22 protein-coding genes are annotated in these 26031 nt (G+C 71.3%); 4 read left to right on the top strand and 18 right to left on the bottom strand.

What is annotated here, in order from left to right; translation table 11 throughout:
* The 4 genes from JOE55_RS11150 to JOE55_RS11135 all read right to left on the bottom strand — a co-directional run bounded on the left by JOE55_RS11150 (nt 1) and on the right by JOE55_RS11135 (nt 4854).
* Nucleotides 1-870, bottom strand: a complete 870-nt coding sequence (locus tag JOE55_RS11150) for an ABC transporter permease (RefSeq protein ID WP_058871312.1) — start codon at nt 868-870, stop codon at nt 1-3.
* A 132-nt stretch (nt 871-1002) separates the two neighbouring features.
* Nucleotides 1003-3018 (bottom strand): glycosyltransferase, encoded by a 2016-nt coding sequence (locus tag JOE55_RS11145; protein ID WP_053447098.1) that lies wholly within the window; start codon nt 3016-3018, stop codon nt 1003-1005.
* Nucleotides 3015-4202 (bottom strand): UDP-galactopyranose mutase, encoded by a 1188-nt coding sequence (glf, locus tag JOE55_RS11140; protein WP_204782947.1) that lies wholly within the window; start codon nt 4200-4202, stop codon nt 3015-3017. Before glf ends, JOE55_RS11145 begins: the two co-directional genes overlap by 4 nt.
* A gap of 217 nt (nt 4203-4419) precedes the next feature.
* On the bottom strand, nt 4420-4854 hold the full coding sequence (locus JOE55_RS11135) for a hypothetical protein (RefSeq protein ID WP_058871314.1): 435 nt from the start codon (nt 4852-4854) through the stop codon (nt 4420-4422).
* A 372-nt stretch (nt 4855-5226) separates the two neighbouring features.
* Here JOE55_RS11135 and JOE55_RS11130 point away from each other — a divergent pair, with 372 nt between their 5' ends.
* Entirely contained in the window at nt 5227-5475 is a 249-nt protein-coding gene (locus JOE55_RS11130) for a WhiB family transcriptional regulator (RefSeq protein WP_006215304.1), read from the top strand.
* A 16-nt stretch (nt 5476-5491) separates the two neighbouring features.
* On the opposite strand, the gene JOE55_RS11125 is transcribed toward JOE55_RS11130, so the two are convergent.
* From JOE55_RS11125 to JOE55_RS11115, 3 genes are all read right to left on the bottom strand, one after another.
* Entirely contained in the window at nt 5492-7099 is a 1608-nt protein-coding gene (locus JOE55_RS11125) for a sensor histidine kinase (protein WP_006215305.1), read from the bottom strand.
* Nucleotides 7100-7163: 64 nt separating this feature from the next.
* Nucleotides 7164-8747 carry a CpaE/TadZ family protein gene (locus JOE55_RS11120; RefSeq protein WP_204782946.1) on the bottom strand — a complete coding sequence of 528 codons (1584 nt, stop codon included), beginning with the start codon at nt 8745-8747 and terminating at the stop codon, nt 7164-7166.
* The gene (locus JOE55_RS11115; RefSeq protein WP_024290862.1) at nt 8744-9427 is read right to left on the bottom strand and encodes an SAF domain-containing protein; all 684 of its coding nucleotides are present in this window, start codon (nt 9425-9427) and stop codon (nt 8744-8746) included. Before JOE55_RS11115 ends, JOE55_RS11120 begins: the two co-directional genes overlap by 4 nt.
* Nucleotides 9428-9758: 331 nt before the next feature.
* Between JOE55_RS11115 and JOE55_RS11110 the strand changes: the two genes are divergently transcribed.
* Nucleotides 9759-9977, top strand: a complete 219-nt coding sequence (locus tag JOE55_RS11110; protein WP_024290863.1) for a helix-turn-helix domain-containing protein — start codon at nt 9759-9761, stop codon at nt 9975-9977.
* A 4-nt stretch (nt 9978-9981) separates the two neighbouring features.
* On the opposite strand, the gene JOE55_RS11105 is transcribed toward JOE55_RS11110, so the two are convergent.
* Entirely contained in the window at nt 9982-10551 is a 570-nt protein-coding gene (locus JOE55_RS11105; RefSeq protein WP_024290864.1) for a hypothetical protein, read from the bottom strand.
* A 271-nt stretch (nt 10552-10822) separates the two neighbouring features.
* Here JOE55_RS11105 and JOE55_RS11100 point away from each other — a divergent pair, with 271 nt between their 5' ends.
* Together JOE55_RS11100 and JOE55_RS11095 are read left to right on the top strand one after the other, a co-directional pair.
* Nucleotides 10823-11434, top strand: a complete 612-nt coding sequence (locus JOE55_RS11100) for a LysM peptidoglycan-binding domain-containing protein (protein WP_204782945.1) — start codon at nt 10823-10825, stop codon at nt 11432-11434.
* A gap of 105 nt (nt 11435-11539) precedes the next feature.
* Complete coding sequence (locus JOE55_RS11095) at nt 11540-12022, top strand: Rv3235 family protein (RefSeq protein ID WP_061712732.1); 483 nt, start codon at nt 11540-11542, stop codon at nt 12020-12022.
* Nucleotides 12023-12130: 108 nt separating this feature from the next.
* On the opposite strand, the gene secA is transcribed toward JOE55_RS11095, so the two are convergent.
* The 10 genes from secA to JOE55_RS11045 form a co-directional block, all read right to left on the bottom strand.
* On the bottom strand, nt 12131-14926 hold the full coding sequence (gene secA, locus JOE55_RS11090; protein ID WP_024290867.1) for a preprotein translocase subunit SecA: 2796 nt from the start codon (nt 14924-14926) through the stop codon (nt 12131-12133).
* A gap of 249 nt (nt 14927-15175) precedes the next feature.
* Complete coding sequence (gene hpf / locus JOE55_RS11085; protein WP_024290868.1) at nt 15176-15856, bottom strand: ribosome hibernation-promoting factor, HPF/YfiA family; 681 nt, start codon at nt 15854-15856, stop codon at nt 15176-15178.
* A gap of 139 nt (nt 15857-15995) precedes the next feature.
* Nucleotides 15996-16856 (bottom strand): phosphoribosyltransferase family protein, encoded by an 861-nt coding sequence (locus JOE55_RS11080; protein ID WP_204782944.1) that lies wholly within the window; start codon nt 16854-16856, stop codon nt 15996-15998.
* A 118-nt stretch (nt 16857-16974) separates the two neighbouring features.
* Nucleotides 16975-18714, bottom strand: a complete 1740-nt coding sequence (locus tag JOE55_RS11075; protein WP_024290870.1) for an LpqB family beta-propeller domain-containing protein — start codon at nt 18712-18714, stop codon at nt 16975-16977.
* Nucleotides 18711-21146: an MtrAB system histidine kinase MtrB gene (gene mtrB, locus JOE55_RS11070; protein ID WP_204782943.1), complete on the bottom strand. Its 2436-nt coding sequence runs from the start codon at nt 21144-21146 to the stop codon at nt 18711-18713. Before mtrB ends, JOE55_RS11075 begins: the two co-directional genes overlap by 4 nt.
* Before the next feature lie 23 nt (nt 21147-21169).
* Entirely contained in the window at nt 21170-21856 is a 687-nt protein-coding gene (gene mtrA, locus JOE55_RS11065; protein ID WP_006215317.1) for an MtrAB system response regulator MtrA, read from the bottom strand.
* A 173-nt stretch (nt 21857-22029) separates the two neighbouring features.
* The gene (locus JOE55_RS11060; protein ID WP_204782942.1) at nt 22030-23094 is read right to left on the bottom strand and encodes a uroporphyrinogen decarboxylase/cobalamine-independent methonine synthase family protein; all 1065 of its coding nucleotides are present in this window, start codon (nt 23092-23094) and stop codon (nt 22030-22032) included.
* The gene (locus JOE55_RS11055; protein ID WP_006215319.1) at nt 23091-23453 is read right to left on the bottom strand and encodes a chorismate mutase; all 363 of its coding nucleotides are present in this window, start codon (nt 23451-23453) and stop codon (nt 23091-23093) included. The genes JOE55_RS11060 and JOE55_RS11055 overlap by 4 nt, the downstream gene beginning before the upstream one ends.
* A 15-nt stretch (nt 23454-23468) precedes the next feature.
* Nucleotides 23469-24647, bottom strand: coding sequence for a tRNA 2-thiouridine(34) synthase MnmA (gene mnmA / locus JOE55_RS11050; RefSeq protein WP_024290873.1), 1179 nt, complete (start codon nt 24645-24647; stop codon nt 23469-23471).
* 136 nt (nt 24648-24783) lie between these two features.
* Entirely contained in the window at nt 24784-26004 is a 1221-nt protein-coding gene (locus JOE55_RS11045; RefSeq protein WP_204782941.1) for an aminotransferase class V-fold PLP-dependent enzyme, read from the bottom strand.
* Between the last annotated feature and the right edge of the window lie 27 nt (nt 26005-26031).

Raw genomic sequence — 26031 nt, 5'->3', positions numbered from 1 at the left:
TCAGAGCTCCTGGGCGAAGTTGCCCTCGTAGCGGCGGAAGATGCGATCGCCGACGAGCACGGCAGCCACGGACACCAGCAGGGCGAACGGGGTCCAGAACGTCATCAGGTGATCGGCCACGTGCCAGCGCGGCTGCTCGAGCTCCACTGAGGCGAACCAGAACCCGTAGTGGAACAGCTCGACGGCCACGGTCAGCGGGTTGGCGAAGTAGATGTAGTACACCCACTGCGGCAGCTTGTCCTGGACCATGGTGAAGGGGTAGAGCACCGGGGACGCCCACGTGGAGACCATGAGGATCAGGTCCACGAAGTTCTCCGCATCGCGGAAGAAGACGTTGAGCGTGGCGAAGATCAGTCCCAGGCCCAGGGCGAAGATCGCGACGATGAAGAATCCGGCGATCATGCACAGGAACTGCTTGGGCCCCGGGTGCCATCCTGCGGCCAGACATGCGATGAGCAGGATCAGCAGCTGCGGCAGGAAGTGCACCAGGGCCACGAAGAGATTGGCCACCGGGAAGAGCTGCCGCGGCAGGTAGATCTTCTTCAGCAGCCCGCCGTTGTCCGTCATGGACCGCGAGGCATTGCCGAAGATCTCCCCGAAGAGATTCATCAGCACGATCCCGGAGAACAGGTAGATCGCGAAGTTCTCCAGGCCCTTCTCGAGCTCCAGGAAGATGCCCATCGCGATGTAGTAGACGAAGAACTGCACGGCCGGCTTGAGATAGGACCACACCAGGCCCAGCACGGTCCCGCGATAGCGGACCTGGATCTCCTTGTCGACCAGCAGCCTCAGCAGATAGCGGTTCCGGAAGACGTCCAGCAGTCCGCGTCCCTTGCCGGGTGTCATCAGCTCCGGCGCTGTCGTGCTCATCCTTGCTCCTTGCGTCAGTGCGCGCACTGCGGCGCTGGGGCGGCCGTGCGCTGGGATCACGACGACGCCGGGCGCAGCGGCTGGGTGCGCCGCTGCGCCCATCGTCGTGGTGGATCGGTCATGCGCCGCGGATCAGCGCTGGACGTCCACCGGCGGGTTGTCCTCGAAGGTCTTCGCCCACGCCTCGGGCGAGGTGATCTCGCCCAGAGCCTCGCGGTACTGCTCGGACAGCGAGTCCCAGCGCGAGAGCAGCTCGGCGTGCAGCTTGGCGCTGCGGGCGGTGAGCTCGCGCACCGCCTTGGGGTCGCGCTTGTGCCAGGCCGCACCGGTGCCGTCGGCATTGGAGACCACGGCCGAGTCCAGGGTGGCCAGGTGGTACCACTTGCCGTCCTGGTGGGCGACCCACTCCTCGGGATGGCTCTGCGCCAGCTCGCGCACCGGCAGGACCGTCTGCTTGAGCAGGGTCTTGACCGCCCACGGCGGCAGCTGCCAGTAGGCCGGCGGCTTGGGCAGGCCTCGGCGCTTGGGCGGACGACGCCGCTTGGCCGCCGGGAACGCGCCCTGGTCCTGGCTGAACTGGGCGTCCGAGAACTCGGACTTCAGGGAGCGGATCTCCGGCATCCGGGTGCCGATCATCCCGTGCAGGCCCTCGGGGCCGCGCAGGACGTCCTCGATGGCCATCAGCACGCACGTTGCGGCGTAGTACTGCATGGAGACCGTGTGCTTGGTGTCCACGGCCAGGGACTCGCGCACCATGCGCCCGCCGCGCGGGAACGGCGAGTGCAGCAGGGCCGCGATCAGGCGGTTGCGCTCGTGGAAGTAGGCCTGCCAGTCGACGGCGTCGTCCTTGTCCATCCAGGACACGTGCCACACGGCCGCCCCGGGCAGGGAGACGGTCGGGTACCCGGCCTCGGCGGCGCGCAGCGAGTACTCGGAGTCGTCCCACTTGATGAACACCGGCAGCGACAGCCCGACGTCCTGCAGCACCTTGCGCGGGATCAGGCACATCCACCAGCCGTTGTAGTCGGCGTCCCAGCGGCGGTGCAGGTTCGGTCGCGAGCGCAGGCCCGCCTCCGAGAAGTCGATGCCGCCCAGATGCTCGATCGGGCCCCACAGGAAGCGGTAGCGGTCGACGACCTCGGCGTAGCCGTTGAGCACCGGGCGGTTGTACATGTCGAACATGTGCCCGCCCACGATCGTGGGAGTGCGGCAGAAGTCCGCGAAGGCGACGGCGCGCAGGACGCCCTCGGTCTCCAGGAGGATGTCGTCGTCGAGGATCAGGACGTAGTCGGAGGCCGAGCCGTCCGCGCGTCCCTGCACGACCTCGTACATGTTGCGGGAGAAGCCGCCCGAGCCGCCCAGATTGCCCTGGCGGATCATGCGCAGCTTCCCGCCCATGGCCTTCTCGGCCTCGGCGAAGTCGTCCTCGTCCTCCACGAGCCTGTTGCCCTGGTCCACGATGATCAGCTCGTCCAGGACGTCGTCGAAGCCGTCGGCCTCAGCGATCGTGCGGATCGTGTTCACGCAGTAGTCCGGGCGGTTGAACGTCGTGACGCCCAGGGTCACGGTCCCCTGGGGGGCCGTGTCCGGAACCGACCAGGCGGCCGAGTCGAGGACCATGCCCTCCTCATCGGCGATCAGGTCGAACCAGTACCAGCCGCCGTCGCCGAACGGAGCCAGGGTGAGGTCGAACTCGCTGGTCTGCGAGCCGCCGGGCAGCCGCACGTTCTCCACGCGCTGGGAGATGCCGCGGGCGTTCGAGCGGTAGACGATCAGGGAGCCGGCGCCGGTGGTGGCCACGGACAGCACGACCTTCTCGGCGACCGTCCAGCGGCGCCAGTACGACGCTGGGAACGCATTGAAGTACGAGCCGAAGGAGACGCGGCGCCCCGAGCGGATGCGCATGGAGCGCCGGCTCAGGATGTCGTCCGGGTGCTCGGCGACCTCGTCTGACGAGCCGGAGGAGCGCTCCTTCCTCAGCGGCCCGTCGACGTACAGCGGGAGTGCGTCGAGGTCCTTGGCCTCGGGCAGGACCACCCGGGCCACCTCGCGCAGGGAGCCCTGCGACGACGACGGCGCGTTGGTGATCCGGCCCAGGAAGCCCTGGGCGTCCTGCTCGGCGCCGGTGCTGCCGTTCTGCTCGCTCACGCGTCGATGCCTCCGCTCGTGATCCGATCCCCGCCCCGGAAGTGGGGGGCGATCCTGTTGTCCACCATGGACAGCGCCGACCCGATGGCCATGTGCATGTCCAGGTACTTGTAGGTGCCCAGCCGCCCTCCGAACAGGACCGAGGACTCGCCGGCGGCCAGGTCGCGGTAGGCGAGCAGCTTCTCGCGGTCCACCGTGGTGTTGACCGGGTAGTAGGGCTCATCGCCCTTCTCGGCGAAGCGCGAGAACTCGCGCATGATCACGGTCGCGTCCTTGGTGTAGTCCCGCTCCGGGTGGAAGTGGCGGAACTCGTGGATGCGGGTGAAGGGGACGTCGGCGTCCGGGTAGTTCATGACGGAGGTGCCCTGGAAGTCCTCGATCTCCAGGACCTCCTCCTCAAGATCGATCGTGCGCCAGGACAGATCGCCCTCGACGAAGTCGAAGTAGCGGTCCACCGGGCCGGTGTAGATCACAGGGACCTGGCCGACGAGCTTGGACTTCGAGAACTCGTGCGAGTCGTCGAAGAAGTCGGTGTCCAGCCGGACCTCGATGTTCGGATGATCCGCCATGCGCTCGAGCCAGGCGGTGTAGCCGTCGGTCGGCAGCCCCTCGTGGGTGTCGTTGAAGTAGCGGTTGTCGTACGTGTAGCGCACGGGCAGCCGCTTGATGATCTCTGCGGGCAGGTCCTCGGGGGCGGTCTGCCACTGCTTGGCCGTGTAGTGCTTGATGAACGCCTCGTAGAGGGGGCGTCCGATCAGCTGGATGCCCTTGTCGTTGAGGTTCTGCGGGTCGGTGCCCGCCAGCTCGCCGGCCTGCTCGCGGATCAGCTCCCTGGCCTCGCCCGGTGAGTAGGCCGAGCGGAAGAACTGGTTGATCGTGCCGAGATTGATCGGCATGGGGAACACCTCGCCGTTGTGGCGCGTGTACACCTTGTGCACGTAATCCGTGAACGTGGTGAACCGGTTCACGTACTCCCACACGCGCTCGTTCGAGGTGTGGAAGAGGTGAGCGCCGTAGCGGTGCACCTCGATCCCGGTGCGCTGCTCCTTCTCGGAGTAGGCGTTGCCTCCGATGTGCGAGCGGCGGTCCAGGATGACGACCTTCAGGCCCAGCTCATCCGCAGCGCGCTCGGCGACGGTGAGCCCGAACAGGCCCGATCCGACGACCACGAGGTCAGCATTCATGCAATCTCTCCCGTTCCGGTCCGCTTCCGAACCTGCTCGGGCAACGGACCACATCTCACCCGGCGCGACGCAGCGCGACCGGTCGGCGTGGCCCCCACGGTACCGGAGCGATCCTGGGAGCTCCTGTGGGACGCGCATGATGAGGCGCTTGCCACACCCGGCCGTGCGACCGGTCACGGACTGCTCACGGGCTGGGCGGGACGACGGAGACTGACCGTCAGCGCCGATCCGGCGCGACGTCCTGCGTGGTCCAGTCCACGACGTCCTGGCGGAAGAGGGACCCGCCCGCGACCAGGGCGGCCGCCGCCACGAGAAGGGCGAGCCACCGGCTCAGCGGCAGGAGGATCGCCACGGCGATGATCACCGCGAACAGCTGGAAGGTCAGCGCCGCGGCACGGGGCCAGCGCCTGCCAGCCCACAGCGCCATGGAGGTGCGCGCCACCCACAGCCCTCCGACTGCCAGCAGGACGGTGAGCATCAGCGTGGTGACCGCGGAGGCGGCGTGGCCCGTGAACAGCCCGGAGAGCATCCACAGCGCGCCGGCGAAGACCACCACCGACTCGGCGGCCACGATCATCACCAGGGGCACGAGGGCCTGGGGGCGCAGAGGCCGAGCGGCCTCGGCGGTGTCTCGGTGACCGGCGGATGCCACGGGCAGCTCCTGGAAGGGTCTTCGGGGCAGCCGCGGACTCGCGCGGCTCCTTGCCGCATCAGCGTATCGCCGCAGGGCACGGACCACGTCCACGAAGGCCGATCCCGCCCGAAGACCCGGCCGCGTGATCGGCGCTCGCAGCGGGCTTCAGGAAATCTTCGGGGATTCGGGAATTCACCCCCGAGATCCCCGGCCGGAAGGTGTGTGACGAATGTCCCAACCCCTTGTTCACGTGCCGTTCACATGGAAAAGTAGAGGAAATCTTGAACGGGTCGCTGACGACCTGTCACCCGCCCTCCAGGGCACCCCTCACCTCGCCGGGCATTGCCCCTGCCCGGCCGTCGCGTGCCTTCTGAAAGGAGTCGAATCGTCATGGATTGGCGTTCACACGCAGCCTGCCTCGAGAAGGACCCCGAGCTGTTCTTCCCCGTGGGCAACACCGGCCCGGCCCTGCTCCAGATCGAGGAAGCCAAGGCCGTGTGCCGAACCTGCGATGTCATGGACGAATGCCTCTCGTGGGCCATGTCCTCCGGCCAGGACGCCGGAGTCTGGGGCGGCATGAGCGAGGACGAGCGCCGCTCCCTCAAGCGCCGCAACGCCCGCGCTCGCCGCGCTTCCTGATCAGCTCATCGCCTCGTCACGACGAGGCCTCGTACACCGGCACGGTCATCTCGATGACCGTGCCGGTGTCGTCTCCGGGGCGCCAGCTCACCGATCCGTCGAGCTCCCCCAGCACCAGGCTGCGCACGATCCGGCTCCCCAGCCCCGCGGAGGGCATCGACGATCCCTCGGGCTCATCGGCCGACCATCGTCCGCTGCTCATGGAGGGTTCCATGCCCACGCCGTCGTCGGCGATCGTGACGACCAGCTCCGCGCACGGAACCGGACGGCCTTCGGCGCGAGCCTCCCGGCAGGTCGAGGGGTCCGGATCACGGCGCTGCGCGCTGACCTCGATCGTGCCGTCGCGACCGCTCAGCCCGTGCTCCACGGCATTGGTGAGCATCTCGTTGAGCACCAGGGCCATGGCCGTCACCTGCTGACCCGGCAGCCGGCCGAACCTCCCCGTGACGCGCGTGCGCACGGTCTGCCCGGTGGCGGCCAGCTCGGCGATCGCACGGATCTGGCGGCTGAAGTGCTCGTCGAAGTCCACCGAGCCCTCGGGAGTGTGCGACAGCGTCTCATGCACCGCCGAGACGGCCTCGAGCCGTCGCATGGCCTCCGACAGCCCGCGCCGGGCCTCCGGGCTGTCTGCGCGGCGCGACTGCATGCGCATCATGGCCGCCACGGCCTGCAGGCTGTTCTTCACGCGGTGGTGCGTCTCGCGGATGGCGGCGTCCTTGGAGGACAGCTCGCGCTCGCGCCGACGCAGCTCGGAGACATCGCGGCACAGCAGCAGCGCACCGACCCGCTGACCGTCCTCGGACAGTGGGACCGAGCGGAACATCACGACCACGCGGCCCCGGCGGACCTCCGCGTGGCTGGGGACCCGACCGCGCAGCACGCCCATCAGGCCCTCGTCGACCTGCTCCCCCGCGAAGGCTCCGGAGCCCAGCGCCTCCGTGAGCCGCTGCCCGAGCGCGGCCTCCCCGGCGCCCAGTCGGGCGACCGCGGAGACGGCATTGGGGGACATGAAGGAGACGCGGTCGTCCTGGTCCAGTCTGATGACGCCATCGCCCACGCGCGGATTGCCGCGCCGGGGCGACGGCTGGGTGCCGGCCTGAGGCCACTGCCCCGTCCCCGCCATGCGCATCAGCTGAGCGGCGACCTCGCGATAGCTCTGCTCCCCCGGAGAGGTCGTGGTCCCGATGCTGCGCTCCGAGATCAGCGACAGCAGCGCGATCGGCTGCCCGTCGAAGACGACGGTGGTCACTAAGGCCTGGACGTCGGCAGCCAGCCCCGGCAGCAGCCGCTGGCCCGTGTTGCGGTGGGAGCTCACACCGGCAGTGCCCCAGATCTCGCGCAGCAGAGCGCTGAGCGGGGGGCCGAGATGCTGGCCGATCTGGTCAGCAGGGAAAAGGGTCTGCGTGGTCCCCGGCCGGGCGTGATCGAGGATCAGGAAGTCCGTGTCGCGAGCCGGCAGGCGCATGGCGCCCGGAGCGGGCTCGAAGCTGCGATCGGGGAAGGTCAGGTGGACATCGCCGAAGCCCAGATCGGCGAGCATCTGCCACTCGCCCACGAGCAGATGGAGGTGCTCGACGGCCTCCTCGGAGAATCCATCGCGGCTGCTCAGCTCGACGAGGGACACGCGCTCGGGCTCCTTCCGCTGCAGCGGGCGGCATTGCCCGCACAGGATCGTGGCTTCGAGGCTATCACCGGCGCAGCCAGCCTCCCACGGCCCGTCCCAGACGGGTTCCGCGGACGTCCTCGATCTCCTCCGCATCCTGCTCAGGGCCCAGATCTCCGTCCAGGCGGCGCAGCACCGAGCCGGCCAGATCGCGCAGCTGCGCGCGCAGGCTCGACGACGGCGCGGATTCTGCCAGCACGGAGCCGGCAAGGGCCGCCGCATCCACGGTCTTCGGCTCCCAGGACAGGTGGGCGTCCCACTGCCCCGGTGCACCGATGGCCGCCCATGCCTCCTTCAGGGCGGCTCGGGGCGAGCTTCCGGCGGCAGAGCGTCGCACCCGGTTGGCCACGAGCATGACCGGGGCCGGCGTGAGCTCGAGCAGTCCCGGAAGCGCCCGGGCCGCACGCGGGATCCCGAGCACCTCGGCCGAGCAGACTGCCAGCACCAGGTCGGCCTCGGCCAGCGCGGCCGTGGTGGCCGCCGATCGCCGCGGCATCTCGATCTCCGAGACCAGCTCCTCGTCCTCCTCCAGGCTCGCCCCGACGTCGACCACGATCACCGGCGCTGGCCCGCGCGACGGGGCGGCACGGGAGCCGTCGGCGAGCTGAAGAGCCCGGGGCATGTGCTGGCAGGCGCGCAGCAGCCGGCGCACGCTGCCGGCGCGCAGCTCAGGCCAGCGCTCGGGGCGCGTGATTCCGGTCAGCACCATGAGCCGGCCGCGGCCCACCTGGACCTCCACGGCCGCCCGCTCGAGGGCCTCCGGGCTCAGCCGATCCCGGTCCGCGGCTCGACAGGCCAGGGCGACGCCGGCCGTCTCGTCGAGCAGCCCCAGCAGCGCCGCCGTGGACGGGCCCCAGGTGTCCAGGTCCACGAGGGTGGTCTCCACGCCCTGCTGGGCCAGCTCCGCCGCCAGGTTGATCGCCACCGTCGACCGACCCGGGGAGCCGTGCGGTCCCCAGACCACGACCACGCGCCCTCGAGGAGGCAGACCGCTCGAAGCGTCGAGGCCCACCGCCTGCTCGGGCTCCTCGAGCAGGCGGTGCCATGCGGCCTCTGCATCCTCATGATCGGGATCGAGCCGATTGCCGCTTCCCTCGGACTGCCCGGGCGCGGCCCTGCCAGGGTCGACGACGCCCACGACCTCGTCGCCGCCGAGCATCAACGGCGGATCGCCGGGGCGGAAGCGCGGCCCCTCAGCAGCCTCCAGGAGGCGCTGGGCGATCTGTCGCGCCGGAAGCTGGGCAGGGACCTCGAGCGCACCGAGGCGCTGCCAGTCGATGGCATCGGAGGCAGGATCGTGGGCGTCGTGGGCCAGGCGGTCATCCGGCGCGTCCTCTGCCTCCGCCCCGTCGAGCACGGCGACGAGCGGCTCGTGGACGACCACGGCCACCACGGCGCCGTCGCGGTGCAGCGCATCCAGGGCCGGTGCCGTCAGCTCGGGCTCATCGGCGTCCACCAGAACGGCCAGCGCCAGGCCCGAGCGCACCACGGCCAGCAGCTCGACCAGGTCCCCGCAGCGGCGCACGAGCGTCACCGGCCCGTGCAACCGGTCGACCTCCTGTCCGAGCAGATCCGCCTGCTGGCCGAGGCAGGCCAGCGGAAGGCTCATCGTCCGCCGCCCAGGTGCGGCACCAGCGTGATCCTGGATTCGCCGGACAGCGCCCCCACGACCGCCTCCACGTCCGCGGAGTCCACGAGCACCTGGGCGGTGGCGTCGTCGTCAGCGGCCAGCCCGCCGGCGGTTTCCTCCACGCCGGCGAGCTCCGCCCCCTCCAGGATCTGCACCGGTTCGTCCCACTGCCCGCCGGTCCGATCGCGCTGGGAGGCCCAGATGTCCACGTGGTCCCCGGGCTCGGTTCCCGAGGGAAGCGGAGTGGCCAGCGGGATCCCGATGGGACGACGGTCGATGTCCTCCTGCCGCCCCAGGGATTCCGTGGGGATCAGCTGCCCCTCCGGAACGCGCTGGAGCACGACCGAGCCCTCGTGCAGCTGCTGCGCCCCGGCCACATACTGCTCGCCCGTGGACTCCAGCCGCAGGTCGACGGTGCGCAGGTCCTCGGCCGTGACGGTCTGACCGACCTCCAGATCCCGATCGGCCACGGCGAAGGACTCCGTGGCATCGCCGTAGGTCACGGTGGCGGTCGTGGCGGCGATCGCCACCACGACGAGCCCCAGCCCGACCAGCAGCCGCGGCTCGCGCCAGCCGGGACGACGCAGCCGTCCGGCCGTCGCGGTGCTCGAGGCGCCCGAGGCGCTTCGGGATGTCGTGGTCGAACCGGATCTGAGCACGTTCGCCTCCTGGACTCGGCACAGCGCCGCGGGCCGTCCGTGGCGATGCGATCGGCCATGCGCGCTTGCGAGCGGACCGATCCGGTGCTCATCGTGACCCGGCGAGGGCCCGCCCGGGAGACCTCGACTGGAACTGTGGACGACTCGATGACTTCAACTGCGCTCAGACGGCACGAACTGCATGCCTCTCCATGGCAGTGCGCATCATCCGGGGGCGAACTGCCTCAAGGCGGCTCATCCACAGCCTCTGCCCACGTCAGCGCACTGGATGGCACAATGTCCACGGCCGCAGCCGGCCTCGGCCCCGACCCCGGAATCTCAGGAGATCACCATGGCAGAGCCGCAGTTCCTCACCCTGGCCGATGTCGCCGACATTCTGGCGATCTCGGCCTCCCAGGCCCGGGCCATGGTCCGCTCGGGCGAGCTGCCGGCCATCCAGATCGGCGGCCGCGGTCAATGGCGGGTCGAGAAGGCGCGCTTCGAGCAGTGGATCGAGAAGCGTCACCAGGAGACCGCTGAAGCCGTGCGCGCGGGCGCCTCCCTGGACTGAGGCCTCAGGCGCGCCCGGCCGCCGCGGCGTCCGAGACCACGCAGGCGATCGCCGAGAAGGGCACCGTCCGCGTGGCGCGCACCGCCCGACGACGCCGGAACTCGTCATCCGGGTGCATCGCCAGATCCAGGTGATCGCGCCCGGCCCGGTCGATCGTCCCCTCCAGCGCTGCGCCCGGCACGCCGTCGACCAGGATCACCCGCACCCCCGCCCTGGCCTGCGCCAGCGCCCGCACCGCCTGTCCCAGCCCGAGTCGGCTGCGGCGCTGCGGATCGCCGCGACGCCGATCCAGCCCCTCGACCCACAGCACCGACTCCAGCGGGATCAGCAGCTGGACCGCGGAGCCGTCGAGCATGACCCAGCCCATCCCGGCACCGGCCGCCTCGCCGCGCACCGACGAGCCCCCTCGCAGCCCCACGTGGACCGCTGCGCCCTCGCAGCCCAGGAATCGGTCCTGCAGCAGCGCCTCCGCGGTCTCGGCGCGAGTCAGCTCGGCCGCCTCCCGCTCCACGTCCCGGAAGCGCTCGGCCGCCAGCTGCGCTTCCATGTCCGCGAACAGCTCATCCCAGCGCATCGGCTCCCCCGTCTCCCGAACGCCCCGCCCGCGGCAGGCCACTGCGACCGGCCGTGGACCGACCTGCCCGGAGTCTACGAAAGACATCCCTTCACGGCGCTTCATATTGAGAATCATCGTTGATTGACACCTGACGCGCCCTACTGGAAGCTATGAGCATCAACAGTCACCAAATGGCATCAAATGACAGCATCCGAAAGGATCTGACGCTCCGGGCCTCCGGCTCGGGCGGGGTGCGCAGAGCAGGTGACCATGACGCCTGGAGGCAACCATGTCGGTGCAGTGCGCAGCCCGCTTCGCTCCCCCGCCGCCCGTCGAATCCACCGCCGGACTCAGCGCATCCGGCCGGCCTCACGGCTCGTCCGCCCGGCGCGGTCTGGGCACCGGGACCGTCCTGCTCCTGGCCGGCGGTGCCGCCGCGAGCGCCTGGGCGGCCCCCGCCTCCGCAGACGCGCAGGTCGAGGCCCCGGCACCTGACGAGCAGCGCGAGAGCGCCAGCGATCTGCCGGTCCAGAGCCCCCGCACCGCGGTCGGCTCGCCGGTGAGCCCCTTGTGGAGCGCTGCGACGATGCCCGGCGCCCTCGACGCAGCACCCACCGGAGCCGCGACCGCAGAGTCCGCACCCATCGTGCATGCGTCTCCGCCGCAGACCTCGCCGGAGCGGATCCAGGACCGCCTGGCCCAGGCCACGCTGGTCCTGCGCAGCGGAGAGAGCCTGTGGTCGCTGACCGGTCAGCTGCTGGGGCCCCATGCCTCGGCGGCGGAGATCGCCCGGTCCTGGCCTCTGCTGTGGGAGGCCAACGCCGATCAGATCCGGGACCCGGATCAGGTGGCCGCCGGGACCGTCCTGCAGGTCCCGCCGCAGCTGCTGCCCGAGCAGTGAGACCGGCCGGCCCGGTCCGCTCGAGACGCTGTCACCGGCCCGGCCCCGCCCCGCTGCCGTCTCTTCCACCCGCCCTTCCGTCCCTGACTGCCCCAGGAGTCCGCCATGCCCATCACCTCGCACCGCCCGCCGACCCCGCGCACCGGGGATCGCACCGCCGCACCAGGCACGGCCCGCCCGTACGTCTGGCGTCAGCAGCAGCGCACAGCTCCGCGACCGAGCGCCCCTGGCACCGAGCGCGAGCGCGCCACGGCTCTGATCCGAGCCGTCGCCGTCGCTGCCGTCGAGGTCCTGGCCGGCGCCCGGCCCGCCAGGCAGCTCGCCCGCTGGGCCGAGCCGGAGATCGTGGATCGTCTTCATCGCCGAGCCGTCCTCCTGCAGAGGCGCAGAGCTCTGGAACCCGCTGAGGCGCCCGTGCACCGCGTCCATCAGCACTCGGAGGTCCGCAGCCAGCGCGTGTGCGCGGTGGACGCCGGAATCTACGAGGCAGCCCTGGTCATCTGCGACGACGCCCGCTCCCGCGCGGTCGTGGTGCGGGCCGAGCGGCAGGAGGAGGCCTGGCGCATCACGGTCCTGGAGGTCGGCTGAACCATCCCTGCGGGGCCGCCCGAGCACGGAAGAGGGGCCGGGCGGAGGCACTCGCCTCCGCCCGGCCCCTCCGACCTGCCCGGACCGTCCCTCATGGGCGCAACGTCCTCAGTCCTCGGACGACGCCCGCTTCTTGGCCTCGCGCGCGGCCTTGGCCTCCGCGGCACGGCGCTCGGCGCGCGATCGCGGCTGGGCCGGGGCCTCGCCGCCGGAGGCCGCCGGATCCGAGACCGACGACGCGGTCGGAGCCGAGGCCTCTGCCGATCCCCGGGAGGAGGCCTCGGAGGACTTCGCGCCGCTGCGCTCGGTGCGCACCTGGGTGCGTCCGCTCTCACTGGGTGCGGAGTACTGGAGGAACTTGGGCTGCTTCGGCAGCCCGGCCCCCAGCGGTCCGCCGCCGGCGTTGGCGCGCTGCGAGCTGAGATCCACCGAGAAGAGGTAGGTCACCGTCTCCTCGCGGATGCCGTCCATCAGGTTCTGGTACATGATGTGGCCCTCGCGCTGGTACTCGACCAGCGGATCGCGCTGAGCCATGGCGCGCAGCCCGATGCCGTCCTTGAGATAGTCCATCTCGTAGAGGTGCTCCGGCCACTTGCGGCCCAGCACGGAGAGCACCACTCGGCGCTCGAGGTTGCGCATGGCCTCGGAGCCGATCTGCTCCTCGCGCTCCTCGTAGACGACCTCGGCGTCCGAGACCAGCTGCTCCCGCAGGAACTCGGTGCTGAGCTTGTCGCGCCCGCCCGCTTCCTCGATCAGCTCGTCCTGGGAGACCGAGACCGGGTAGACCGTGCGCAGGGCCTCCCACAGCGCGTCAAGGTCCCAGTCCTCGGGGTGCCCCGAGCTGGTCTTCTCGACCACGATCGAGCCCACGACCTCCCGGAGGAACTGCTGCACCTGATCCTGGAGGTCGTGGCCCTCGAGGATCCGGCGGCGGTCGGCGTAGATCGCGGTGCGCTGGCGGTTCAGGACGTCGTCGTACTTCAGGACGTTCTTGCGCTGCTCGGCATTGCGGCCCTCGACCATGTTCTGCGCCGAGGCGATCGCCCGGGAGACGATCCGGAACTCCAGTGCGGTGTCCTCCGCGGCGTTGGCCATCAGGCGAGAGGCGCCGCCGGCGTTGAACAGGCGCATGAGGTCGTCGTTCAGGGACAGGTAGAAGCGCGACTCGCCGGGGTCGCCCTGACGGCCGGCGCGCCCGCGCAGCTGGTTGTCGATGCGACGGGACTCGTGGCGCTCCGTGCCCAGCACGTACAGCCCGCCGAGCTCCTTGACCGTCTCGTGCTCGTCGCCGATCTCCTGCTCCGCGGCCTCCAGGATCTCGGGCCACTTCTGCTCGTAGCCCTCCGGGTCCCGGTCCGGGTCCAGGCCGAGCTCCTTCATGCGCTCCATGGCGATGGCCTCGGCATTGCCGCCCAGGATGATGTCCGTGCCGCGACCGGCCATGTTGGTCGCCACCGTGACGGAGCCCTTGCGCCCGGCCTGGGCCACGATGGCGGCCTCGCGCTCGTTGTTCTTGGCGTTGAGGACCTCGTGCCGGATGCCCCGCTTGGACAGCAGCTTGGAGAGGTACTCGGACTTCTCCACCGACGTGGTGCCCACCAGGATGGGCTGGCCCGTCTCATGGCGCTGCTCGATGTCCTGGACCACGGCCGCGAACTTCACGACCTCGTTCTTGTAGACCAGATCCTCCCGGTCCTCGCGGACCATGGGCCGGTTGGTCTCGATGGCCACCACGCCGAGCTCGTAGGTGTTCATGAACTCGGCCGCCTCGGTCTCGGCGGTGCCGGTCATGCCGCCGAGCTTGTCGTAGAGGCGGAAGTAGTTCTGCAGGGTGATGGTCGCCATGGTCTGGTTCTCGGGCTTGACCTTCACCTTCTCCTTGGCCTCGATCGCCTGGTGCTGGCCCTCGTTGTACCGACGGCCCTTCAGGATGCGTCCGGTGTGCTCGTCGACGATCTGGACCTCGCCCTTGACCACGACGTAGTCCTTGTCTCGGGCGAAGAGCTCCTTGGCCTTCAGGGCGTTGTTCAGGAAACCGATCAGCGGCGTGTTGGAGGTGTCGTAGAGGTTCTCGATGCCCAGCCAGTCCTCGACCTTGTCGATGCCGGGCTCCAGCACGGAGACCGTGCGCTTCTTCTCGTCGGCCTCGTAGTCCTCGTCCAGCTCCAGCCGCTCGACGAGCGAGGCGAAGACCGAGTACCAGCGGTTGGCCTCGCCGGAGGCCGGACCGGAGATGATCAGCGGGGTGCGGGCCTCGTCGATGAGGATCGAGTCGACCTCGTCGACGATCGCGAAGTTGTGCCCGCGCTGCACCAGCTCGTCGACCGACCAGGCCATGTTGTCGCGCAGGTAGTCGAAGCCGAACTCGTTGTTCGTGCCGTAGGTGATGTCCGCGGCGTACTGCTTGCGGCGGACATCCGGGGACTGGCCCGCCAGGATCGTGCCGGTCTCCATGCCCAGGAAGCGGTAGACGCGGCCCATCTGCTCCGCCTGGGAGGAGGCCAGATAGTCGTTGACCGTGATGACGTGGACGCCCTTGCCGGACAGCGCATTGAGGTAGGCGGGCGCGGTGGCCACCAGGGTTTTGCCCTCGCCGGTCTTCATCTCGGCGATGTTGCCCAGGTGCAGCGCGGCCCCGCCCATGAGCTGGACGTCGTAATGGCGCTTGCCCAGCACGCGGTGCGACGCCTCGCGGACCACGGCGAAGGCCTCTGGGAGCATGCGGTCCAGGGACTCGCCGTCCTCGAGGCGCTGGCGGAATGCGTCCGTCTCCGCACGCAGCTCGGCGTCGGTGAACTTTCTGAAGCCGTCCTCGAGCGTGTTGATCGCATCGGCATAGGACCGCAGGCGGCGCAGGACCTTCTTGTCGCCGGTCCGGAGCACCTTCTCCAGGATGGACGCCACTGGCACACGCTCCTTGATCGTGGGGGCTGCGTCGCCGTGGTCGATCCGAGGCACGGCACGGGACCTCCCGCGACGAGCTCCCCGGTCCGAGGCCGTGGGGTCGGCCGGCGACTCAGGACAGTCTACGGCAGGGCGCATGAGCGCAGACGCGACCGGGAGTCCTCCGGTCGCGTCTGCGGTGCGCTGAGCGCGAAGTCCGCACGAGCGGCTTCCAGGCCGAGCCCGCGGCCCGGCGGGGGGGGGTTCCGCTCAGCTGGCCTGGTAGGCCCTCTCCTCCACGGTCTCCGGCTCGGCGACGGAGGCGCTGAGGGAGATCACACCGTATTCCCAGCCCTTTCGGCGGTAGGCCACGGAGGGCTCGTCCGTGGCCGAGTCGATGTAGAGGAAGAAGTCGTGCCCGACGAGCTCCATGCGGTCGATGGCCTGGTCCGCGCTCATCCGCTCTGCCGGAAAGCTCTTGCGGCGGATCTCGACGGGCGGGACGTCCTCGCTCAGCGCGTACTCGGTGTCGAAGGCCTCGGACTCCGCCGCCGAGAGCTCCTCCGGGGACGCGTAGGGGCGGTCGCTGATCGGCAGGACCGGAAGGGCGGCGGTGGCCTCGTGGACGGCGGTGGGGCGGTGGTTGCCGCGGTGGATCTTGCGGCGATCGCGCGCGCGGCGCAGCTGCTCGATGAGCTTGGCGTAGGCGGAGTCGAAGGCCGCCTGCTTGTCATCGCCGCGGGCCTCGGCGCGCACCACGGGTCCGCGGCCGATGACGGTGGCCTCGACACGCATGCCGTCGTGGCCGGGCTGGGGGTTCTCCTTGAGGACCTTGATCTCGATCCGCTGGACCTTGTCGCCCAGCTCCTCGAACCTCGTCACCTTGGTCTCGACGTATTCGCGGAAGCGATCGGAGATGGTGACGTTCCGGCCCTGGATGGTGAGTTCCATGATGTCCTCCCAGTCAGCGGACCGGCTCCCGCAGGACGGGGGACAGTCCGTGGTAGACCCTGCGGAGGCCGACGAGGGCGACCCCCACCCGGGACGAGGGGTCCCGGTAACAGGATATTACCCGGCTCACACCTGCGATTCATCCACCGGCCTCCGGAGATTCGCGCGCCGACCTTGCGGTCTGCGCTGAGGGCGCGCCCACCGCGCCCAGCACGACGGCGCCCCGCACCTCGATGCCGCCCGCCTCGAGCCGGCGCGCCGCCCGGCGCAGTGTGGAGCCCGTGGTGAGGACGTCGTCGACGAGCACCGCCGAGACCGGCACCGGCGAGCGCAGCCGCCGCCCCGGGCGCTGCAGCACGAACGGGTCCTCGGCACGTGCGCGTCCGGCGGCGTCGCGGGTCTTCTGCGACCCCGTCCACGGCGCGGGCCCGAGGTGCAGAGCGGCCCCTGCCGTGCGCGATCGGTGGGCGAGCCACGGCTCGATCCGCGCGCCTGCCGGCAGCAGGCCCTCGCGCCCCGCCCTTGCCAGCAGCTCGCCCACCGGATCGGACCACCGGCGCCGCAGCGCTCGAGCGGACGTGGGGATCGGCACGAGGACCTGATCCGCAGAGTCCTCCCCGAGCCCGGCGCGCACGGCGCGAGCGAGGATCGGTGCGAGCACGGGAAGCAGATCGGACCGCCCGCCGTCCTTGAAGGCCATCAGGCACACCGCCAGCTCGAACTCGTACGACCCAGCGGCCACGACCGGCAGCCCGCCGAGCTGAGCGGCGCCGGTCTCCACCCGGCGCGGTCGCGAGCAGCTTCGGTGCAGCAGGCGACGACAGGGACGGCACACCGACTCCCCCGGCTCCCGGCACACCGCGCACTGGACCGGCACGAGAGGCTCGATCCCTCGAAGGGCGACCTGGCCCGCCCGGGCCAGGCGCAGCCCCAGGGACTTCCCAGAGGCCGCGCTGCTGCTGCGCCCGGACCGGGCTCGACGACTCACGGGCTGGCTCACGGCGGCAGGATCTCTGATCGGCAGAGGACCCGGACCGCCTTCGTGGCGCCCCGCGACTCCCGCGGCCCGCGCAGCGGAGGCGAAACGGCCTGTGGAGCCCGGACGACCCGGCGGCGGCTCAGCCGGCGTAGGCGACGTCCGAGACCTCGTCGGTCTGCGGCGACCAGGCCTCGCCGGTGAGCAGGCGCAGCTCGCCGTCGCTCTCCACGTAGATCTCGCCTTCGCCGTCGCCGCCGGCGATGTTCTGCACGCCGTCGACCACGGTCGGCAGGCTGCGGTGGCGACCCGAGACGTCATAGACCTCCGGCGTGCTGCTGGAGTCCCGCTCGGCTGCCACGACGAAGGCCGAATCGCTGATCCAGGCGGCGTAGGCCGGAGGCTCGACGGCGTCCAGATCCACCAGCTGCGGGTCGTTGAGCCGCACGGGCTCGCCATCGCCGCGGCGGATGATGCCGGCCAACAGGATCCGGGAGTCGTCGCCCTCGTCGGTGAGGATGAGGGCACGGGTGCCTCCGCGGGAGACTCGCAGGCTGGCGATCGGGACGCCCTCCAGCGAATCCGCCTGCACCTGCAGGGCCGGGCGGCCGGGCTCGTCGATGCTCGCGGTGCTGATCGCTCCCTCGTCGTCGGCGGTCCAGGCCCAGCCGTGCTGATCCACGGACGGATCCGTGAGCCCGGAGCCGCTGACGCGGTCCACCGGCCGGGGAGCGGCCGAGGAAAACGTCACCATGGTCTCGGCGTCGTCGGCCAGCGCCGCGAACTGATCCATCTCCCGGCTCATGGCCGGCGCGGCGGGCGAGCGCCCCTCGAGGGCATCAGCGAGCTCGGGCACCGGGCTGATCTGCCCGCCCTGGTGGAACACGAGCTCCTCGTCGCGCAGGGCGATCTGTCGCCCGGGCACGGAGGCGACGGTGGAAGGCAGGTCGGCGGCCTCATCGGGTGCCAGCTCCACGACGGAGTCGTTGACGGACATCGCGACGCTGTCGACCGACTCGAGGTCCTGGAGCGTGAGCATGATCTGCCCGTAGATGCCCTGCGTGGTCTCCAGATCAGCGGTGCTGAAGTCCGGGATGGTCATCTCGACCGAGGCCTCCCCGTCCTGGATGGGCACCGTGGAGCCCTCTGCGAGCTCGGCTCCCTCCGGGATGTGGGAGCGCACGGCACCGTCCAGGTAGGGAGCCGGGCCGTTGATCAGCGCGCGCATCAGCTGCGTGGAGACCACGGGCCGATCCGGGAACCAGCGGGGGTCCGGCACGGCGTATTCGCCGCCCGGCTCCATGAAGTACAGGTTGTAGGGCTGATAGACGTCGTCCAGGTTCGTGGCCGGGATGAGCACGGCGTCCGGGGCCGAGGAGATGCGCCATTCGCCGTCGACCTGGGTGAGCTCGAGATCGAACTCATCGGTCGAGCCGGGCTCCTGCCGGTTCATGATCCCGTTGACGTCGATCTGGGCGCGGGTGTCCACGCTCACGCGGACCTGGTCGTCCTCGAGCCCCTGCTGGATCCCCGCCTCTCCGGAGAACACATAGGTCTGCTGCCCGGGGCGCCAGCTGTCGGCCAGCTCCGGAGCCAGGTACCGGCGAGCCGCGGCGTAGTCCTCCGCGGCGCCCTGTCCGGCTGCCAGGAAGTCGGTCACGATCTGCTCGGGACTCGCCCCGGGGGCAGGAGCAGCGAACTCCGGCTCGGCGGACTCGGTGGTCGAGGACGTTGGCGGCTCGGCCACGTGCACGGGACCGGACGTGGGGATCGACGCGCAGCCGCCCAGCACCAGGGAGCCGACGACGCCCATGGACAGCGCCAGGCGAGCGCGCGAGCCGCGCGCACCTGCTGCCCGCGGATCGGGGATGTCCTGGCTCATGACGAGCTCCTTCCATCGGCGTCGTCGTCATGGGGGCCCTCCGGATCGGCCGGCTCGGAGCCGCGGCGCTCGGGATCGGGCAGCTGCTCCGGCAGCTCGCGGAAGGCCGGGAGCTCGCCGGTGTCATCCGGGAACAGGTCCTCGTAGGACTCGTCCAGGTCGTCCTCCTCGAAGTAGGCGGGCGGCTGATCGGGAGCCGGAGCATCGCGGAAGGCCGTGCCGCCGATCGGCTCATCAGGCAGAGGGGCGCTGCGTCCGCCGTCGAGCGCGCCGCTGCGCATGCCTGAGCCGTCGCCGTGCCCGCCTGTCGGATCGCTCGGCGCGCCGGAGGCCTCGGACCCCACGGGCGTGAAGCGCGGGCCGCCCTCCGAGCGACCGGCCGCCGAGGCCCCCACGAACGTCCCGCCGATCGACTCGTGCGCCGCCCCCGAAGGCGCCGGTCCGGAAGCCTGCGCCCCGTCCTGCTCCGGAGTCCGGGACGCCTCGGGAGCGGTCTGCTCCTCCTCGTCCTCGGCCTCATCGGCCGCGCGACGGATCTGCGCGAGCTGCAGCTGCCCGGTGGAGCGCGAGACCACCGAGTCCTGGTCCAGCGGGATGACGACCATGGTCCCGGTGTCCGTCACCACGCCGACGACCGGCATGGACTCCGGATCCGGCGGCAGCTCGACGGGCGGCTCGTCGTCCTCGGACAGCGGGCGCGACTGCAGCAGCGGCAGGGACAGCCGGAAGCAGGCGCCCTGTCCGGGCGAGCCCCAGGCGTCGAGCCAGCCGCCGTGCAGACGAGTGTCCTCGGCGGCGATCGACAGCCCCAGCCCCGTGCCGCCCGTGGTGCGGGCGCGCGCCGGGTCCGCACGCCAGAAGCGGTCGAAGACCTTGGCCGTCTGCTCCTCGGTGAGCCCGATGCCGTGATCGCGCACCGCCACGGACACCGCGGTGCCCGAGGCGCGCACGACGATGTCGATCGGGCGGCCCTCGCCGTGCTCGATCGCGTTGACCACCAGGTTGCGCAGGATCCGCTCGATGCGGCGCTGATCCATCTGCACCAGGATCCGCTGGCGGTCGGCGTGCACGCGGATCACCGTGTCGGCATTGGCGGCCAGGGGGGCGGCGGTCTCGAGCACCCCGGTGATCTGCTGGATGATGTTGACCCCGGTGATCTCCAGGCGCGCCGCACCGGCGTCGAAGCGGGAGATCTCGAGCAGGTCGGCGAGCAGGACGTCGAAGCGGTCGACCTGGTGGTACAGCAGCTCCGCGGAGCGCCGGTTGACGGGGTCGAAGTCGTCGCGCGCATTGTGCAGGACCTCGGCGGCCATGCGGACCGTGGTCAGCGGCGTGCGCAGCTCGTGGGAGACGTCCGAGACGAAGGTCTGCTGCATGGACGAGAGCTGCTCGAGGCGGGTGATCTGATCCGCGAGGTTGTCGGCCATGCGGTTGAACGATCGGCCCAGCCGGGCGACCTCGTGCGAGCCGTGGACCTCCATGCGGGCATCGAGGTTGCCGTCGGCCAGCGACTCGGAGGACCGGGCCGTGTAGGTCACCGGGCGCACGATCTCGCGGGTCACGTACCAGACCACGCCCGAGACCAGCAGCGCCTGGACCAGCGTGGCCAGAACCAGCACCGCGTGCATGGCATCCAGGGTGCGCTGGGGCTGGGAGAAGTCGTGGACGAAGTAGAGCCCGTACGGCGAGCCCTGCCTCGGCTCCACGACCTGGCCGACGATCACGACGGGCACGGAGGGTCCGTTCTCGTCGATCTGCGCCGAGCCGGACTGCCAGTACATGCCCTCGTCCACGCCCACGCTGTCGGCGACCTCCTCCTGCAGCTCCGCCGGGATGGTCTGCTCGCCCAGCCACGGCTTCTCCGACTGGGGCGGGAGCGAGTCGTCGCCGCTGTCGTCCTCGTCGTGCAGCGGCAGCAGCACCCAGCGGCTGCGCGCCCGGTCGCTGCCGGAGTCCAGCCCGCTCAGGGTGGAGGACACGAGGGTCTGCAGCTGCTCCTGGTCGCCGCCCTCGGAGGCATCGAAGCTGGCCTGCACGCTGCGGTAGTCGGCCTCGGACTGGCTCAGCGCCTGGCCCAGGGTGTCGTTGAACAGCCGCTCGGAGATCTGGTGCGAGAGGAAGCTGCCCGTGACCAGGAAGACGATCAGCGCCCCGACCAGCGCGATCGACACGGCACGGAACTGCAGGGAGTGCCGCCAGCGCCGCAGCACCAGCCGAAGGCGCAGGCGCGCCCCGCCGATGGGTCCGCGGTACCGGCGCCGCCGCCTGCGTGCGGCGCGGGGGTCGGTATGGACGACCGTCTCCTGTCCGGGGACATCGACGACTCCCACAGGAAGCGTGGGTCCCGCCGAGCCCGCCACGGACTCGTCGTCCGGGCGCGCGCCGGCGACCGCGGACGAGCCGTGGGCGCCGGTGGAGGAGGGGTCGGTCATGACGAGGGGGTTCTGGGAGGTTCTCAGCGGTGCTCGTGCCCGGCCCGGTAGCCGACGCCGCGCACGGTGACGATGATCTGCGGGTTCTCGGGGTCGCGCTCGACCTTGGAGCGCAACCGCTGGACGTGGACGTTGACCAGGCGGGTGTCGGCGGCGTTGTGGTAGCCCCACACCTGGCGCAGCAGCATGTCGCGGGTGAAGACCTGCTCGGGCGAGCGCGCCAGGGTAGCCAGCAGCTCGAACTCGAGCGGGGTCAGGGCGATCTCCTCCTGTCCGCGCAGCACGCGGTGGCCGGTGATGTCCACGGTGACGTCGCCGACCACGAGCTCGGTCGAGGTGGCGCGCGAGCCCGGGCGCAGCCGGGCCTTCACGCGGGCCAGCAGCTCGGCGGGCTTGAAGGGCTTGGGGATGTAGTCGTCGGCCCCGGCCTCCAGGCCGCGCACGACGTCGTCGGTGTCCGACTTGGCGGTCAGCATCACGATCGAGGTGTCCGAGAACTCCCGGATCTCGCCGCAGATCTGGATGCCGTCCTTGCCGGGCAGCATCAGGTCGAGCAGCACCACATCCGGCTCGGCCTGGCGGAAGGCCTCCACGGCCTCGGCTCCGTCGGCGCAGAAGATCGTCTCGTAGTCCTCGGCGTTGAGGATGATGCCGATCATCTCCGCCAGTGCTGCGTCATCATCCACCACGAGGATTTTTGCCTTGGCCACCGGATCGCCTCTCTGCTTCGCGACATCTGCCCGGATCCCTGCGGCAGCGCGGCGTGCTGGTCGTGCGAGGGTGGGCTCCCGTCCATCATGTCAGCTCTGCCGCCCGCAGGCGGGCACCCCAGCCGCGGAAGCGTGGCCGATGCGGATCCGCCCGACGACGCGCCCGCTCGAGCTCACGCCTCCCGGGCGGTGTCCTCGAGCCCTCGGGCGATGTCCGCGACGCGGCCGAGCACGGACTGCAGCCGGTCGGGGGCCAGCTCCTCGAGCCCTGGGCCGACCGCGACCATCAGCCGCGACAGCTCCTTCAGCGGCATGCCGACCTCGCTGATCGGCCGGACGATCGCCTCGACCTCGCGCGAGGTCGACGACGGCCGGGACAGGCCCTCGACCAGGTGCGGCAGCAGCAGGCACAGGTCCGTGCCCGAGTCCTGGATCTCGGCCAGCGGCTCCCAGTCGCGAGCGCTGGGACCGGGGGCGGACACCACGATCCGGTCCGCGCCGACTCCCAGGGCCCGCGCCGGCTCCAGGCCCTCCGGAAGCTGCAGCTCGACGCTGAGCGCCCCGGCGGACCGCGCGGCTTCGACCACGCGCTCGAGCCCCTCGCGGACCTCCGACCACGGCACGGCCCGCAGGGTCTGATAGCCGCTGGCGGTGGGGATCCGACCCTCGAGCACGCGCAGCAGCTCGGGCTCGGCCAGGCGCACGACGATCCCCCGCGGGCCGATCGACTGGCGCAGCGCTGAGAGGTGCTCGCCGAGGCCGTCTGCCAGCGAGTCGACCAGGTCCCGGCGAGCGCCGTGATCGCGCAGCACTCGCTCGCCGCCGTGCAGGTGCAGACGGGCGGCCAGGGCGGTCGGGCCCAGCAGCTGCGTGGTGACCGGCTCCAGGTCGCCGTCGGACTCGGCGCCGATGACATCGGCCAGCACATTGAGGTCGCTGGCCAGCAGGGATCGGGCGGCCCGGGATTCCTTGGAGTCGTGGCGCTGCAGGCGCCAGCCGTGCGGCTGCAGGTCGCACCACAGCTCGGTGAGCACGGCGACCGTGCGCGGCAGGTCATCGGCCACGTCCGAGCGCTGGGGCAGCGGCAGCAGCCCGCTGCGATGCGGCGCCCCGAGCTCGCCGCGCATGACCGTGAAGGCCTCCACCGCGCTGGTGCCGGGCAGTCCGCCCACGACCGTGGCGCGCGTGCGCGTCGGCTCCTGAGGCAGGACGGCCGTCTCGGAGGATCGTGCGCTCACCGCTCGGTTCCCGCGCGGTGCTCCTCCGCGATGCGCTCGTGATGGCGGATGACCTCGCTGATGATGAAGCTGAGGATCTTCTGCGCGAACTCCGGATCCAGCTCGGCGTCCTGGGCCAGACGGCGCAGCCGCTCGATCTGCTGGGACTCGCGCTCGGGGTCCCCTGCCGGAAGGTCGTTGGCCGCCTTGAGCTCTCCCACGCGCTGGGTGGCCTTGAAGCGCTCGGCCAGGACGTTGACGAGCACGGCGTCGAGGTTGTCGATGGTGCCGCGCATGGCCCGCAGCTGGGCGAGGACCTCTTCGGTGCCGAGGGACTCGGCCGGGCGCGGGGCGCTGGCGGTCTGATCGTCGGAGCTCATGGTCTCGATCCTAGGTCAGCGGGCGGGCGAGGAGGCCCGGGAAGCGGCCTGGGCGGAGGCGATCGTGGCCTGCCCGAGCACGCGGGTGCCCTGGTAGACGACGGCCGACTGCCCCGGGGCCACCGCGCTCAGGGGCTCGTCGAGCTCGAGCACCAGCTCGGTGCGCAGCTGCCCGTCGTCCTCGGCGTCCTCGAGCCGAGCCCGGCCGGGCAGGGCCTCGCCGTGGGCCCGCACCTGGACCTGGACCTCGATTTCCTCGGAGACCCGGCCCGCGCTGGTCCGGGCATCCTGCTGGAAGCGCTCGAACTCGGGCACGGGGCGACCGGCCCAGGACAGGCGGATGCCCCGGATCTCGTCGACCGCCAGGTGCTCCCGCGGGCCCACCACGACCTCGTCGGTCTTGGGCCGGATCTCCAGGACGAAGCGGGGCTTGCCGTCGGGGGCCGGAGTGCCCAGGTGCAGGCCCCTGCGCTGGCCGACGGTGTAGGCCAGCGCGCCGTCGTGGCTGCCGAGCTGCCGGCCGTCGTCGTCGACGATCGCCCCGGGACGCATCTCGACCCGTTCGGCCAGCCAGCCGCGGGTGTCGCCGTCGGGGATGAAGCAGATGTCGTGCGAATCCGGCTTGGCGGCCACCGACAGTCCGCGGCGCTGCGCCTCCTCGCGCACGAGCGCCTTGGAGGGAGTGGGCGCCAGCGGGAAGAGGCAGTGGCGCAGCTGCTGCTCGTCGAGCACGCCCAGCACGTAGGACTGGTCCTTCGCGTCCTCGGCGGCCCGGTGCAGCTCGGGGCGGCCGTCGACCTCGATCACGGACGCGTAGTGGCCGGTGCACACGGCGTCGAAGCCCAGTGCCATGGCCTTGTCGAGCAGGGCCTCGAACTTGATCTTCTCATTGCAGCGCAGGCAGGGGTTCGGGGTGCGCCCGGCGGCGTACTCGCTGATGAAGTCGTCCACCACATCGGCCTGGAAGCGCTCGGAGAAGTCCCACACGTAGAACGGGATGCCCAGCTTCTCGGCCGCCCGCCAGGCATCGTTCGAGTCCTCCACGGTGCAGCACCCGCGCGAACCGGTGCGCAGCGTGCCGGGCATGCGGTTCAGGGCCAGGTGCACGCCGGTGACGTCGTGCCCGGCCTCGACGGCGCGCGCCGCCGCGACGGCGGAGTCCACTCCCCCGGACATGGCTGCCAGGACGCGCATGGGGATCTCCTCACAGTGCTTCGGGGTGCTCGATGACCGGCGGGTCCGCCGGATCGCCCCTCCAGGGTAGCGGTGCGACGGCAGCCGTGTCCGCCCGGAGCCGCAGCGGGCTGCCCGACGACGGTCGGGCGCCGGCTCAGGCGCCGGAGAGCCCTGCGGCCAGGGCGCGCGCGTGAATCTGCGGCAGGGCCGCGACCAGGGCGTCGACGTCGGCCTCGGTGCTGCCTCGCCCCAGGGTGAAGCGCTGGGCGCCTCGGGCCGTGCGCTCATCCAGTCCCATGGCCAGCAGCACCCGCGACGGACGCGGCACGCCGGCGGTGCAGGCAGACCCGGTCGAGGTGGCGAATCCGGCCGCATCCAGCAGGAAGAGCAGGGAGTCGCCCTCGCAGCCGGGGAAGGTGAAATGGACATTGCCGGGAAGGCGCAGCCCGGAGTGAGGCCGATCCAGCGGTCCCCGCAGCACGGCCTGGGGCACGGCCGCCCGGATGCCGTCGATGAGGCGGTCGCGCAGCTGCGCCAGACGCCGCGCCTGCTCCGGCAGATCAGCCGTGGCCTCCCGCACCGCCGCCGCGAACCCGGCCGCACCGGCAGCATCCAGGGTCCCGGGGCGCAGCCCGCGCTGCTGTCCGCCGCCGTGCAGCAGCGGGCGGATCTGCGCTGCGCGCCCCACCACGAGCGCGCCGCTTCCGACCGGGGCGCCGATCTTGTGCCCGGAGACCGCGATCGTGGTCAGCCCGGGCAGCCGCGAGCTGATCGGCAGGGCCCCCAGCGCCTGGACGGCATCCACGTGCAGCGGGACCTGGAACTCGGCGCAGACCTCCGCCAGCTCGGCGATCGGCTGGACGGTGCCGACCTCGTTGTTCGCCCACATCACGGCCACCAGGGCCACCGATCCCGGATCGCGGGCGAGCATCGCCTTCAGCTGGGCGGGGTCCGTGCGGCCGAGCTCATCGACCTCCAGCACCTCGAGCTGCGCGCCGCAGTGCTGGGAGAGATGCTCGGCTGGCTCCTGGACCGCAGGATGCTCGATGCTCGAGACGATCACCCGGCGTCGGCTCGGGTCCTGCGCGGTCCGGGCCTCCCACAGCCCCTTCACGGCCAGGTTGTCGGCCTCGGTGCCGCCCGAGGTCAGGATGACCTCGACCGGATCGGCCTCCAGGGCTGCCGCGATCGCGTCCCGGGACTCCTCCAGCACGCGGCGGGCGGCGCGCCCGGAGCCGTGCAGCGAGGACGGGTTGCCGCCGCGCAGCAGCTGCTCTTGCACGGCACGGGCCGCCGCCGGCAGGACCGGGTGCGTGGCGGCGTGATCGAGGTAGACGGGCCCGGCGGGCTGGGCGGGGGGCTGCGGATCGGACACGCGGCCAGTGTAGGGAGCCGCCCCGAC

The organism is Kocuria palustris (assembly GCF_016907795.1).
GTDB classification, from domain to species: Bacteria; Actinomycetota; Actinomycetes; order Actinomycetales; family Micrococcaceae; genus Kocuria; species Kocuria palustris.
The sequence above is the reverse complement of the archived record's forward strand: the minus strand, read 5'-3'. Positions and strand labels throughout refer to the sequence as shown.